13 protein-coding genes are annotated in these 13,558 nt (G+C 39.6%); 6 read left to right on the plus strand and 7 right to left on the minus strand.

From position 1 onward, the window contains the following. Positions 1-71: 71 nt before the first annotated feature. The 4 genes from PFY10_00640 to PFY10_00655 all read right to left on the minus strand — a co-directional run bounded on the left by PFY10_00640 (position 72) and on the right by PFY10_00655 (position 3,056). Positions 72-602: a Crp/Fnr family transcriptional regulator gene (locus PFY10_00640; GenBank protein ID WBV56945.1), complete on the minus strand. Its 531-nt coding sequence runs from the start codon at positions 600-602 to the stop codon at positions 72-74. 59 nt (positions 603-661) lie between these two features. Next, complete coding sequence (locus PFY10_00645) at positions 662-1,120, minus strand: MaoC family dehydratase (protein WBV56946.1); 459 nt, start codon at positions 1,118-1,120, stop codon at positions 662-664. 285 nt (positions 1,121-1,405) lie between these two features. Beyond that, positions 1,406-1,801: a DUF3574 domain-containing protein gene (locus tag PFY10_00650; protein ID WBV56947.1), complete on the minus strand. Its 396-nt coding sequence runs from the start codon at positions 1,799-1,801 to the stop codon at positions 1,406-1,408. Positions 1,802-2,027: 226 nt separating this feature from the next. Beyond that, complete coding sequence (locus tag PFY10_00655; GenBank protein WBV56948.1) at positions 2,028-3,056, minus strand: rod shape-determining protein; 1,029 nt, start codon at positions 3,054-3,056, stop codon at positions 2,028-2,030. A 253-nt stretch (positions 3,057-3,309) separates the two neighbouring features. On the opposite strand from PFY10_00655, the gene PFY10_00660 reads away from it, so the two are divergent. Further along, positions 3,310-3,909, plus strand: coding sequence for a hypothetical protein (locus tag PFY10_00660; protein WBV56949.1), 600 nt, complete (start codon positions 3,310-3,312; stop codon positions 3,907-3,909). 11 nt (positions 3,910-3,920) lie between these two features. On the opposite strand, the gene PFY10_00665 is transcribed toward PFY10_00660, so the two are convergent. The 3 genes from PFY10_00665 to PFY10_00675 form a co-directional block, all read right to left on the minus strand. Next, a complete protein-coding gene (locus PFY10_00665) occupies positions 3,921-4,619 on the minus strand; it encodes a response regulator transcription factor (GenBank protein WBV56950.1) in 699 nt (232 codons plus the stop codon). Beyond that, positions 4,616-6,283 (minus strand): histidine kinase, encoded by a 1,668-nt coding sequence (locus PFY10_00670; GenBank protein ID WBV56951.1) that lies wholly within the window; start codon positions 6,281-6,283, stop codon positions 4,616-4,618. The genes PFY10_00665 and PFY10_00670 overlap by 4 nt, the downstream gene beginning before the upstream one ends. 113 nt (positions 6,284-6,396) lie before the next feature. Continuing rightward, positions 6,397-6,855 carry a MarR family transcriptional regulator gene (locus PFY10_00675; protein WBV56952.1) on the minus strand — a complete coding sequence of 153 codons (459 nt, stop codon included), beginning with the start codon at positions 6,853-6,855 and terminating at the stop codon, positions 6,397-6,399. Between the two features lie 101 nt (positions 6,856-6,956). Here PFY10_00675 and PFY10_00680 point away from each other — a divergent pair, with 101 nt between their 5' ends. From PFY10_00680 to PFY10_00700, 5 genes are all read left to right on the plus strand, one after another. Continuing rightward, positions 6,957-8,147 (plus strand): FAD-dependent monooxygenase, encoded by a 1,191-nt coding sequence (locus PFY10_00680; protein ID WBV56953.1) that lies wholly within the window; start codon positions 6,957-6,959, stop codon positions 8,145-8,147. A gap of 121 nt (positions 8,148-8,268) precedes the next feature. Continuing rightward, a complete protein-coding gene (locus PFY10_00685; protein ID WBV56954.1) occupies positions 8,269-10,641 on the plus strand; it encodes a TonB-dependent receptor in 2,373 nt (790 codons plus the stop codon). A gap of 85 nt (positions 10,642-10,726) precedes the next feature. Next, positions 10,727-11,152: an HIT family protein gene (locus PFY10_00690; GenBank protein ID WBV56955.1), complete on the plus strand. Its 426-nt coding sequence runs from the start codon at positions 10,727-10,729 to the stop codon at positions 11,150-11,152. A gap of 37 nt (positions 11,153-11,189) precedes the next feature. Continuing rightward, on the plus strand, positions 11,190-11,525 hold the full coding sequence (locus PFY10_00695) for a TfoX/Sxy family protein (protein ID WBV56956.1): 336 nt from the start codon (positions 11,190-11,192) through the stop codon (positions 11,523-11,525). Positions 11,526-11,703: 178 nt separating this feature from the next. Next, positions 11,704-13,509 (plus strand): beta-lactamase family protein, encoded by a 1,806-nt coding sequence (locus PFY10_00700; GenBank protein ID WBV56957.1) that lies wholly within the window; start codon positions 11,704-11,706, stop codon positions 13,507-13,509. Positions 13,510-13,558 lie beyond the last annotated feature (49 nt).

Consider the following 13,558-nt stretch of genomic DNA (forward strand, 5'->3'; position numbering starts at 1 on the left):
GATATAATTTTCAACAAATGTAGCCTGGAAGTAAGTGATCCGTCGTTAACAATTGTAAAGAAATGAAGCGTTCATCGATTTCTGATCCTGCTTAAGCTGACCGGCGTCATACCGAGGTAAGACGCGATCAAATGCTGAGGAATACGGAGGATGATTTCCGGATTTTCTTCAAGAAGCTTTTTGTAGCGCATTTCCGGCTTTTCCCGGATCTGAGAGATCAATAACTGCTGGTAATCATTTACCCGGCTTATGAGATATTTATTAAAGAGATTCACGAAGGTAATGTCTTCGGATAATGTATCGATATCCGTTTTTTCTACTGATAAAAGGCTGCATGCTTCGATCGTTTCCACTGTATAAGAGCTTGGCTGATGATAAAAGAAGCTCTCCGAACAGCAAAAAATATGATTTTCAAAAAGGAATTGAAATGTGACTTCTTTACCGTCATAATGAGTCCAGCCTCTCAGAATTCCTTTTTTTAAATAATAGAACTTTCGCGAAACCGTTCCTTCTTCGATTATTACACTTTTGGGTCCGTATTTTTCTTCTTTCCCGGATTTGAAAAGAAGATCAGTAAGCTGATGTAATTCGTGGTCTTTCATAGAATGCAATTAAACATTATTCATGTTTACTGGATGAAAATAATGAATTCTTCCTGTTTTTAAGCGAAGTGGTAAAGAAAAATAACATCACCGGTGTATGCGGGTTTCACTTCACCTTTAATGATCAGCTTAGCCTGGATCACCGCTTTAACAGTTCCTCTGAGGTTGGATATCATTTTTGCGGTGGCTTGTAGCTGTACTTCGCTGTTAACACGTACAGCCTGCCCAAATTTGAAGCTTTCTATTTCGTAATTGATTTCCATTTTTACATTACGGACATCCGCTATCTGCTTCCATAAATAGGGGATAAGAGAAAGAGTGAGATACCCGTGGGCTATGGTTGATCCAAAAGGTCCTTCTTTTTTTGCCCTTTCCGGATCGACATGTATCCATTGCCGGTCTAAAGTTGCATCAGCAAATTTATCGATCTGTTCCTGATCTATTTGATGCCAGTTGGAAACACCTATGGTTTTTCCTTCATAGGACTTATATTCTTCAAAATTGTTGATCGTTACCATTGTATTTCCGTTTATATTTTAACGTGATCGGCTTTATTGTTTTACTTACCAAGTTTCCTGCCAAGTTAAGGCTATTGATCCGGAATTACATATTAAAAGTCATTTCACTTTTTTGGTCGTTCTTTTATATGAATGATGATGAGGATTTTGAAGAAAAGAATTTCACTTTGAGCTTACTTGTAAAAAATATAAGTAAAATCAGTTACTAATGATTTTTCTAATGAAAAGGGTACACCAGGAGTTTCCTGAAGGATGAATGTAGGAAAAGAGTAATTTACAAACAGATTATGTCTTACTGATGAATTTTACTTTGGGCTTGCTATCTATTCTCAGTACACTTTGCTGGTGAAATTGACGAATATACTTTTGTGTAATACTGTCGAGGGAAGCATTTCTTTCTTTGGTGGGTTTACCGAGAAAGGTCACCACCTTGGTATTTTCGGAAATGGTTTGTTTGGTCTGGGTGTCCATCCATTTCCCGACAGCATCTACTTCTGTGTATCCTTCAGGGAAGTATTGGGTAATAACCCCGTCAGAAAATTCCTTCCACTGCTGCTGGGTTACATTGCCTCCGGTCGGGATATTAGTTCCAAAATACAGATCGGTTCGCTGCATTGTAGCGCAGGAAGTAAGAACAAGACTGAAAATAGATACAGATAAGGCTGTTTTTAAAGTTTTCATGGCTTTTGGGGTAATGATATGTTGGAACACTTTTTCCTTTTTGGTACTGCTTTTCTTATACTCCGGATGCAAATTATGTACTCGGCAAATATAAAATTTTAATTAAAACAATTCAATGCCAGGTGATAAATATATTTTAACCATTTGTAATATTGTTGTTTTTTACCCAACACAAAAAGGCCTTAAATATGTATTCAAAGCCTTTTGCTATTTATTCCGGTCAATATTAGTTACTCATCAGAAAGCTAAACTTATTGATGTTTTTAAGCGCAATACCTGTACCACGTACCACGGCTCTCAAAGGATCTTCCGCCACACATACAGGTAATCCTGTTTTTTTGTGTATTCTATCTGCAAGTCCATGAAGAAGGGCACCACCTCCGGCGAGATAGATTCCCGTTTTATAGATGTCTGCTGCCAGTTCAGGCGGAGTGAGGGAAAGCGTTTCCATCACCGCATCTTCAATTCTCATCAGGGATTTATCCAGGGCTTTAAAAATCTCTTTGTAATTCACCATGATCTCTTTAGGTTTCCCGGTGATCATGTCTCTTCCCTGTACCGGAATGTCTTCCAAAGGATAATCCAGCTCTTCCAGTGCAGATCCGATTTCGATTTTTATTCTTTCAGCTGTTCTCTCTCCAACATACAGATTGTAATAGGATCTCAGGAAGTAAGCAATATCATTGGTAAAGACATCTCCGGCTATTTTAAGCGATCTGTCGCAAACGATTCCACCCAGTGCAATGACTGCAATTTCAGTCGTTCCGCCGCCTATATCTACGATCATATTTCCTTCCGGATTCTGAACGTCAATACCCGCACCAATTGCAGCGGCCATTGGCTCATAGATCAGCTTAACTTCCTTTGCATTCACTTTCAATGCAGAATCTTTTACAGCCCTTTTTTCCACTTCCGTAATCCCTGAAGGAATGCAAATGACAATTCTAAGTGCTGGCTGTATAAATCTTCCCTTAATTCCCGGTATCTGTTTAATGAATTCTTTGATCATGTGTTCGGAAGCATGAAAATCAGCAATCACACCGTCTTTCAGCGGACGTACTGCTTTAATATTTTCATGGGTCTTCCCCTGCATAAGCTTCGCCTGTTCTCCGACTGCTATTGGTTTTCCCGTTGTACGGTCAATAGAGACGATCGAGGGCTGATCAATGATGATTTTGTTATTATGTATAATTAGTGTGTTAGCGGTTCCAAGATCCATTGCGATCTCTTGTGTAAACATATCAAATAGCCCCATCTTTTTCGTTGTTTTTTAGGCTGCAAAGTACGGCTTTATGTATTAAAATCACAGCTTCCGAATTTAAGTAAAGGCGTTAAAGTTGTGTTAATTATCTTTCTCCCTAATCCGCATTCCGGAGTTTTAGAAAGTTTCCCGGGAGTGTCAGAGTTCAATTGATTAGTTTAAAATATAGAGTATATTTATAAAGGCAGATCAAGATAGGTATTAAGCGATCAAAAATACCTGTAGTAAATATTATTAAAAACTTATTATGAGCCATAACCATTTTGCAGAAAGAATTATTGAACTAAAAAATGAAGATCTCGAATTGCGTGATCAGCTTATCAAAAGAGGGGAACTCGGGGAAGGATATCATAAAGAAATGGAACAATTGCATAGCAGGAATGCGAAAAAACTAAATGATATCATGGATATTATTGGTTACCCCGGTATTGACAAATTGGGTAAGGAAGCCAGTGAAGCTGCCTGGCTGATTATACAGCATGCTATCGGCCAGCCTGAATTCATGAGAAAATGCGTCCGGTTATTAAAAGACGCAGTAGATGAACAAAAGGCCGATCCTAAAAACCTCGCCTATCTTAGTGACCGGATTGCCGTGTTTGAAGGAAAGCCGCAGCTATACGGAACCCAATTTGACTGGAATGAGAACGGAGAAATGGTCCCGAATTTTGTTGACAATATCGCAAAAGTTAATGAACGTAGAAAATCTATTGGGCTGAACACACTCGAAGAGCAAGCGGCCATAATTCGCGAACAGGTAAAAAGAGAAAATCAGTTGCCACCTGAAGATTTTAGCAAAAGAAAAAATGAGGTGGAAGCCTGGAAGAAGAAAGTAGGATGGATAAAATAAAATGATAACAATCAAATGGTCTTATTTCTGAGCTCTTTGTATCTTGAACGGCCAATCGGAAGGGTTTCTCCGTTTTTAAGCAATAAGCCGTAACGGGAGCCGGGGCTTATGGTGATCTTTTCAGCCTGAGACAGATTGACAAGATAGGATTTATGAATCCGCTCAAATTCTCCCGGAAGAAGCTGTTGTAAAAGCTCTAAAGATTTATCGTGAAGCTCCTGCCGGCCATCTTTTAAGTGAAGCTCGGTATAAATTCCGGCTCCTTTTATATAAATCAGATCCGAAATATTCACCAACCGTATTTGTCCGGATCTCTTCACAGCCAGGTATTGGATGTCGTCACCCGACTTTATGGAAGGGCTGCTAAAACGGTTAAGGGCCTGAAAAAGCCTGTCCTCATCAAAAGGCTTGGGAACAAAGTCCAGTACTCCGTATGCAAAGGCAGTGATTGCTTTATCGGTATTGGCTGAAACAATGATGGTGTGAAAAGAAGAGGCTACCATATGTTCCAATACTTCAAAACCATTATCACCATTGAGGTTCAGATCGAGAAGCAGCAGATCAGGAAGATCGTGTTCTATTTGGGAAAGTCCTTTTTGCAGAGAATCGCAAACTGTAATCCGAACAGGTCTGTTTTCGAAGAATTTTGCTGTCATACGCTGCAGGCGATGTGCGATCCTTGATTCGTCCTCTATAATCAGTATATTCATGATCTTGTAATTTGAATGGTCGATAGCCAGCCGTTTTCTGTTTGAACGGATTTGAATACCCAGTTTTGTCCGTAACTTTCTGTCAGACGGGCACGGATATATTTAAGTCCGTTGCCGCCACTCCGGCTTGTGAATACCTCACGGTTTTTTGCAATGGTTTCGAATACATATTCGTGATGATTTCCCGATAAGGAGTAACTCAGTTTAAATGTAATGATATTTCCGGGTAATGGTTCGCTATGGGTAATGCCATTTTCCAGTAAAGTATGAATAATGGCGGGTGGAATGAATTGCGTTTCATCTATTCCGTTTTGCTCCCATTTATAGTTTATCTCTTTCCGGAAACCCATGACTGAAAGATGCTGCCGGCAAAGTTCGAGCTCTTTTGTTATGGGAATCAGGGTCTGTTCGGAAATCTCATTCATAATGTCAAACTCTGCGGCCAATGCCTGGATGAAGCGCGATCCTTCCCTTGGTGATTCTTCGACCCAATCCATCATAGAGGTCAGGGTATTTCTCAGGAAATGAGGCTGGATATTTTTTTTCAGCAGTTCCAGTTGCAGCCTTGAAGAAAGCAATACAGCCTGCTGGTGCTCGGCTTCAATAACACTGGTCCGGATCGAGTGCAGGTAAAGCATGCTTAAAACAATGATCGTAAAGCTAATAAAGAGCCCATAGTCGTAAAAAATAAATTTATGCATCAAGCCACTGATCAAGAGTCCTGCCAGTACGATAAAACCTCCTTTTTCCTTTTGGATAATACCGTTCAGAACAACAATAATAGCTGTAATGAGCATTGCAAGACTGTACAATCTGGCGGTAAGGTCGTAATGACCGTAATTAAATCCATATAATAATAAGAGCGTTACCAGAAGGGCTGCCATGAGCCACTTTCCTCTTTTAAAATTAAACTGAATAATAAAATACCAGGGAACCAAAAGCGCATTGGCAAAGGTGAGCCATCCAATAATTTCCAGGCGGATAAAAAACTGAGAGTAGGGAATAACCACATGAAATTTAAGGTATTCCATGATCAGTAAAACAAAAAATAAAAGGCAGGTGGTTGCAAAAATAAGGATATCAAGAGGTCTTCGCCTGCTGTTCAGGTACAGGAAAAAATAATAGACTGCTGCAATAAGAAAAGCTCCTGCCATGAGATTCATGTACGACATGGTAACCAGGGGTTTGGTTAATAAGGTCGTGTATTTATTCATCTTAAATCCAATGTCACGATGTACATGAGGAAGTAATGATTGAGAAGTTCGCAATGCAACAATATGGGAACCCGGTGAAATCAGGCTGTCCGGAACTCTGTAATAACTGCTTTCGGAACCTGGGGTTTCAGGTTTTCCATTTTGAGGTAATTGTCCGTTGTTTCCGATAAAAACACCATCCCAATATACTTCAAATGCGCCAAAAGATTCGATCTGAAGTCCTAAAGGCGTAAGTTCAGGTTCTACTTGCCGGAGATCAAGACGGGTCCGTGACCAGAATATCTTATCAGAAGTATCTCCTCTTACCCGTGACCAGTTTTTGTCATTGTAGTTCTTAGCTGCCCAGGCCGGATCATCTCCTGTTTTATACAGCGATACAGGTTCATCATTCTGAATAACCGGGATATTCACCAGGTTCAGGAATACCAATAAAAGCAGGACCTTATGCATAATGTAAATATACAAGGTAATGGATAAATCCTGGTTGTCGTTTGAAAGTCTGTAGAGCTGTTTGCATGTTTTTAATTAGGTTGCAGATACATAGACTTATTTATCACATCATATTACAGATCCGATGTCATCTGGTTCAGATCATCACTGCTTATCTGAAGTATTTTTTCCATAAAACCGTTGATAATATCGAGTTCCTGGTCAGAATATGTTTTGAATAATTCTGTTGTAGCAGCTATTAAAGGAGCGTATAACGGGAATACCCTTTGTTGTATGGTATTTAAGTTGGGCTCAATAATTACTTTTCTTCGGTCAGATTTATCCAGGACCCTTTTTACAAAATCTGCTTTTTCAAGGCGATCGATCATTTTGGTAACGGCTCCTCCTGATATTCCTGTTTCGCTGGAAAGTGTTCCAGCAGTCGCTTTTCCGTTTCGTAAAAGGACTTCCAAAGCTTCAAGATCGGTAGGATTGATTTTCAATTGAGCGGCGATAAGATTGCTCCTTCTAACAGCATGGGTACTTTGTTCTTTGAGTCTTTCACCGATTTGTTCTATTTTATTTCTGCTCATTGTTGTTGGTGTAAAATAATTTATTTTACTTTGTAAAATATTTCATAAGTAAAATAAAATCAAACTTAATTATATACAAAGTAAACAAAAACCGATCAGTTATGGAAGAGAATCGAAAAGCCATTATTTTAGGTGCCGGAATTGCTGGTACTGCCATGGCATTATTCCTTGAAAAAATCGGTATTTTCTCCGAAATCTTTGAACTAAGATCACGAGAGGAAACTGCGGGTGGTGGCCTGAATATAGCACCAAACGGAATGAATGTACTGGCAGAGCTTGGTCTGGCAGAGGAAATTATTCAAAGCGGATGTCCCGTTCATGAAGGAGTTTTTAGAAATTCCAAAGGAAAAAGGCTGGCAAAAATGCTGTTTACAGATCTGCAGAAGTTTCCGCAACCTGCAGTCAGTATGAAGAGGCAGACATTGGTAGATATCTTAAGAAAAGCTGTCCGAACTAAGAATATCCCGCTTTATTTTGAAAAGAAAGTAAAAGATATTGTCCAGACTGACGATGGGAAAGTGATCGTTTCCTTTGATGATGATACTGTATCAATCGGGGACCTGTTGATTGGAGCAGATGGGATCAATAGTGAGGTCAGAAAGTCCGTCGCCCCTGAAATTCAACCGGAATTTACCGGGATTATTTCGCATGCCGGTTTTATTTCGAGAGATAAGCTGGCAGGTTTAACAGACAGGGAGTTCAGGAACATTAATTTTATTTATGGCAAAAACGGTTTCTTTGGCTTTAGCGGAGCAAACGATAAAGAATTAATGTGGTGGACCAACGTCATTTACGAAATGCCCTGGTCTAAAGATCAATTGAAAAACATTCATGTGGATGAGGAAAAGGAAGTTTTGAATAAACAATATGGAAACTATAGTTTTCCGGTATCGGATATCATTAATAATGCAGATTCTTACATACGCGTCAATGTTTTTGATGTACGTTTTCTTCCTGTTTGGTCTCATCGAAAAATAATACTGATAGGAGATGCAGCCCATGCGGTAAGTCCAAACTCCGGACAGGGAGCGTCTATGGCCTTGGAAGACGCAATGTTGCTGGCTAAATTGCTCAGAGATCAAAAAGAATGTCTGTCCGCATTTTCACTATTTGAACAAGAGCGCAGACCTCGGGTAGAAAAAATTGTACTTGAAGGAAGAAGAAGGGGAGAGGATAAAGTAGTGGTAAACGGTTTTAAGCAATTCATCCGGGAAACTATGATTAGAATTTTCATCAATCTTTTTGGATCAAAAGGAAACGACTGGCTTTTCAGCTATAAGATTAAGTGGTAAAAGAGAGAAGTTTACAGAAGTAATAGTTGAGTCTAATCTTCCGGATTGCTGTTCGAAAGCCTCTGGAGCGGTTCACATGTTTTTACTTTAAACAGACATGAGCACGCTCTAATTTTACTTCATGAAACAATTAATAATCATCTTTCTGATCATGTTGGCAGCTCCGCTTTATTTTGCCCAGCAAGCCATGATAAAAGGCGTCATCAGCGAAAATTCCGGACAGCCATTATCCGATGTGACCGTTACATTAAAGGACAGTAACGATAAATCCATTGCAGTGGCTATCTCAGATAGCAAAGGAGCATTCCGGCTGGATCAAATTCCCATGGGAAATTATAGCATTGTTTATCACCTGATTGGTTATCGGGAAAGCCATAAACAGATACAGGTAAACTCGGAGACAATACATGTCGGAACTGTTCTCCTGGAACCTGATGCAAAGCTTTTAGAAGAGGTTTCTTTAACAGGGAAACGCGGCCCGGTCAGTTTGAAGCTTGATAAAAAGATTTTTGAAGTAGGTAAGGATGTTCTGTCACAATCGGGAGCAGTTACCGATTTGTTAAACAGGGTCCCTTCCGTAAGTGTAAATCCGGGTGGCGGGATCAGTTTACGGGGGAACAACAATGTCCTCATACTGATTAATGGACGGAGAACAGGGTTAACGCAAAGCAATGCATTGGAGCAATTGCCGGCAGATCAGGTAGAACGGGTAGAAGTGATAACCAACCCTTCTTCAAGGTTTGACGCAGCCGGATCAGCCGGCATTATCAATATAATCCTTAAAAAGAATAAAAAAGCAGGTTTTAGTGGCCAGTTGCGTGTGGTTGGAGGTATTCCCAATGAAACCAGAATAAGTCCCAGTCTGAATTTTAAATCCAATAAACTCAATTTATTTGCTACGTACGGACTCAGGTTGTCTGATTATGTGGGGGTATACACCATGCAGCAGTCTTCAGGACTTTCCGATGCCTCTTATTTCCTGGATCAGAGACAGGATGAAAACAGGCATGACGATGCTAAACTGTTATATTTTGGAGCAGATTTTCAAATTAATGATCAGAACAGCCTTACTGCTGCTTTTCTCCGGAACTCAACACGTGATCATGATAAGACCCGTATGAATTATCTGTACTCTGGGAGAAATAGTTTGGCAGACAGCAGTGTCACACGCAATGGAGAATCCTGGGAAAAGAGGAGCTACAATCAGCTGGAGTTTAATTATACCAAAAGCTTTGATAAGCCCGGCAAGAAATTTACTGTCGATATGCAGTATGATTTCTGGGACAGTGATAAAGAATGGAATCTTGAAACGCGAAGGGTTTTCCCATTGGCGGCTGGCTTGCCTTTGATCAGGACAGGTTCAGTAGGAAGCAGTAAGGATTTTATGATCAAAACGGATATGATCCACCCGCTGGACAGTACTTCTACCATTGAATACGGATTAAAATTGGAGGACCGCAGGGTCAACAGTGATTTCATTGCTGAGCAGAAAAATATTTCAGGCTGGGAGATCATTGATCAGATTGATAATCACCTTTTATATAAAGAGCTGATCGGAAGTGGCTATGTTCAGTTTTCAGGTAAGAAAGGAGCCTTTAGTTATCAGGGAGGATTACGTGGTGAGCTTACCAAAATAGGAATTGAAGACCGTATGGGAACCTACACAAGCAATAAAAATTACACCCGTTTGTTTCCAACATTAAACCTAAGTTACCATTTTAACGGGAATACGACTTTGCAGGGCAACTATAGCAAGAGGATCAACAGGCCGTCCCTTACCATGATTTATCCTTTTAATGAATTGACAGATCTCAGCAGCCGTTATGTGGGAAATCCGGATCTTAATCCGTCATATGCACAGGTAGTGGAATTTTCTTTTCTAAAGAACACAAAGACGCTTACTTTTAATCCATCGGTTTACTACCAAAGAAACAAGGGGATAATTGAGGATTACACGTACAGGAATGCTGAAGGGCTTTTTATTACCATGCCTGTAAATATTCATAAAGAAACCCGGAGTGGAATAGAGCTGTCCGTATTATACAATCCGTTAAAATGGATTCAGCTGAATACAGAGCTCAACCTGTTTCATTATGCAAAGGAAGGATCTTATCGGGAACAGACTTTTGATTTTTCAGGAACTACACTGACTGCCCGTTTAAGTGCTCAGCTTAAACTGAAGGATAAACTTTCTTTCCAGACAATATATAATTTCAGGGGGGCCAATGCAACAGCCCAAACCCATACTAATGCGGTACACAGTATCGACTTTGGATGCAGCAAAACTTTTTTAAAAGACAGGGCGACCGTCACATTTGATGTGAGTAATCTTTTTGAATTACGTAAACTAAGCAGCATAACCACCGGAGCAGATTATGTGATCAACCAGACCAATATCCCTAATGCCGCCCGATATCGCCTGACGTTGGTCTACCGATTGAATATAAAAGATAACCAGGCTGTGCGGCAGGCCAAAACAGGAAACCGTAACTAGATTTATCTTTTTTTTGTTGAATAAACAATCCTGTATTTTATGATCATTTCCGTTTTACTATTTTTATAAAAACTTTCCAGCCCTTATGAACAATTGTATTTTTTGTAAAATAATAAACAGAGAACTCCCTGCAAGCATCATCCACGAAGATGATCAGGTAATTGCTTTTATGGACATCCAGCCCGTTAATCCGGGACACATATTGGTAGTGCCGAAAATACACAGAGAATTCATTGCGGAACTGGACGAAGATCTTACTTCAGGAATGTTCAATGTTGCTGCTAAAATTAATAGGGCCCTCAGGAAATCGGATATAAGATCTGAAGGAATCAATTATTTTCTTGCTGATGGTGAAGCTGCCGGCCAGGAGGTTTTTCATACCCATCTGCATATTTTCCCGAGATTCCGTAATGATGGTTTTGGTTTGCGGTTTGGTGAAAGATATTCAATCCTTCCGGATCGCAAAGAGCTTGATGAGGTATGTACATCTATTAAAAAGATGATGGAATAATAATGCTTTGTAATCTGAAAGAATTAAAAAAATAATCATGTACAACGAACAACTGGTAAACCGGATAAGAGAAACATTGATGCATGAGAATAATGTGGTTGAGAAAAAAATGTTCCAGGGATTAAGCTTTATGGTAGATGATAAACTATGCATCGGAGTTCGTAATGAGGAGATCTTATGCAGGATCGACCCTCAACAAGCAGAGCTGGAGCTGGAAAAAGAGTATTGCCGCCCGATGATTCATGGGAAGAGGGTAGCAAAAGGGTATATTTTTGTGAGTAAAGAAGGATATCATAAAAACAAAGATTTTCAATATTATATAGACCTCTGTCTTGCTTATAATAAAGTGGTTCAAAAGGCAAAAAAGAAATGAGGTGTCTTTCTTTTCATTAGATTTTTTTCAAGGATCGGAAAATAAAACACTACAGGAACTGTATCAGCAATCTATGGGATGAATTTGACAACCTTGAATATAATAATAGGTATCTTATAAAATTAATTCCGCAGATATTCGTAATACTTACTTATTTTTAGGCTATTAATTAAAAATTATGAAAACCGGAACTCGTTTTTATATTGTATTATTTATGGGGTTGATTTCCAGTTCTTTATCTGCACAGACAGATGCTCAGCTGAAAAATGAAATTGCCCGGATAGAATCAGGTTTATTACCTGCCGTGAGATTTGAGGGAGAATCTGCATGGAAACTGGAAGACCGAATGAAGTTTTATAATATTCCAGCCGTCAGTATAGCCGTAATCAGAAATTACCAGGTGATATGGACCAAAGCATATGGACTCGCAGATGTGGAAAATAAAACTCCAGCTACCACCGCTACCTTATTTCAGGTTGCTTCTATGAGTAAACCTGTAACGGCTTATGCTGCATTAAAGGAGGTAGAAGAAGGAAAAATAGATCCCGATGCTGATGTGAACAGATATCTGAAATCCTGGAAAATTCCTGAGAATGAGTGGACAAAACAGAAGCCGGTAACGCTTAGGAATATTCTTAGCCATACAGCCGGTTTCACCGTACATGGATTCCCCGGATACGAGGCAGGAAAACCTCTCCCTACAGTGATTCAGGTGTTGAACGGAGAAAAGCCTGCCAATACCGATGCTGTGAAGGTGGATAAGCTTCCCGGAAAATCTTTTCGTTACTCTGGAGGTGGATATACTGTGTTGCAGGAAATACTTACAGATATTGAAGGAAAGGATTTTGCAACTTTGATGAAGGAAAAAATCCTGATGCCTCTCGGAATGAAGAACAGCAGCTTCACTCAGCCTTTGCCAGAATCTCAATCCGTAATTGCCGCAACAGCATATTTAGAAAACGGAACTAAAGTCCAGGGCAGATATCATATCTATCCTGAACAGGCCGCCGCTGGTTTATGGTCCACAGCAGAAGACTATGCCCGTTTTGTGGTCGATATCCAGAATACGTTGAATGGTAAAAGTAATACCATTATTTCCAAAAAGATGGCGGAAACATTTACCACTCCTTACATTGAAACTTTTGAGGGATTAGGTGTTGTGCTGGAGACCTATGGCAATCAGGTATATTTTTCCCACGGTGGCTGGAATGAAGGTTTTTCCAGCCTCTTTACGGCGAGTAAAACAAGTGGGGATGGAATTGTAGTATTAACCAATACCAACAAACCTCAGTTTATCAATGAGGTCATACGTTCTGTGGCAACTGAATATCAGTGGCCGGAATTTATGGCTCCTATTCTTAAAATTTTACCTTTAAAACAAGAGGACTTCAGCAATACCGGTCGATATAAATTCAGTAAGTATGGTGTTTACAGGGTATATCAGGAAAAGGGAAAACTGATGATGAAGGTGAATATGGAAACACCGATTGAACTTCTTAAAATCGGGGAAAATAACTATGCGCTAAGAAACTGGAATTTTAAAATAAGTTTTAGGACTAACCCAAAGACAGGAAAACTTGAATTGGTGGAAACACTCCTGAATAAAACCATCCGTTCAGAAAACCCACAATTGGCGAGAGATGAGAAAGGACCATTGGAATTGATTCTTGAAGGATATTTTGAAAAAGGTCTGGAAGCTTACAAAAAAGCAAAAAAAGAAGATGCTGATAATGAAATGCTTTCCGAAGACTATATTAACGGTCTCGGTTATACCTTACTTCGCGAAAAGAAATATACCAATGCGATAGATTTTTTCCGTGTCAATACCCAATTGTATCCTCAAAGTGCGAATACTTATGACAGTCTTGGGGAAGCCTACCTTGAAGCAGGACAAAAAGATAAAGCTTTGGAAAATTACCGGAAAGTACTGAAAATCAATCCGGGTAATGAAAATGCAATTAGGATTTTAAAAACAATAAAATAAAAGTTTTTAATTAACGCCCCTGAATTCCAGGGGCGTTAATTTTGCCGTT

The sequence above is a fragment of the Chryseobacterium daecheongense genome (assembly GCA_027920525.1).
Lineage (GTDB): Bacteria > Bacteroidota > Bacteroidia > Flavobacteriales > Weeksellaceae > Chryseobacterium > Chryseobacterium proteolyticum.

Coding starts and splice junctions, on each gene's coding strand:
- PFY10_00640 (WBV56945.1), bottom strand. CDS start 602: ATGAAAGACCACGAATTACATCAGCTTACTGATCTTCTTTTCAAATCC.
- PFY10_00645 (WBV56946.1), bottom strand. CDS start 1,120: ATGGTAACGATCAACAATTTTGAAGAATATAAGTCCTATGAAGGAAAA.
- PFY10_00650 (WBV56947.1), bottom strand. CDS start 1,801: ATGAAAACTTTAAAAACAGCCTTATCTGTATCTATTTTCAGTCTTGTT.
- PFY10_00655 (WBV56948.1), bottom strand. CDS start 3,056: ATGGGGCTATTTGATATGTTTACACAAGAGATCGCAATGGATCTTGGA.
- PFY10_00660 (WBV56949.1), top strand. CDS start 3,310: ATGAGCCATAACCATTTTGCAGAAAGAATTATTGAACTAAAAAATGAA.
- PFY10_00665 (WBV56950.1), bottom strand. CDS start 4,619: ATGAATATACTGATTATAGAGGACGAATCAAGGATCGCACATCGCCTG.
- PFY10_00670 (WBV56951.1), bottom strand. CDS start 6,283: ATGCATAAGGTCCTGCTTTTATTGGTATTCCTGAACCTGGTGAATATC.
- PFY10_00675 (WBV56952.1), bottom strand. CDS start 6,855: ATGAGCAGAAATAAAATAGAACAAATCGGTGAAAGACTCAAAGAACAA.
- PFY10_00680 (WBV56953.1), top strand. CDS start 6,957: ATGGAAGAGAATCGAAAAGCCATTATTTTAGGTGCCGGAATTGCTGGT.
- PFY10_00685 (WBV56954.1), top strand. CDS start 8,269: ATGAAACAATTAATAATCATCTTTCTGATCATGTTGGCAGCTCCGCTT.
- PFY10_00690 (WBV56955.1), top strand. CDS start 10,727: ATGAACAATTGTATTTTTTGTAAAATAATAAACAGAGAACTCCCTGCA.
- PFY10_00695 (WBV56956.1), top strand. CDS start 11,190: ATGTACAACGAACAACTGGTAAACCGGATAAGAGAAACATTGATGCAT.
- PFY10_00700 (WBV56957.1), top strand. CDS start 11,704: ATGAAAACCGGAACTCGTTTTTATATTGTATTATTTATGGGGTTGATT.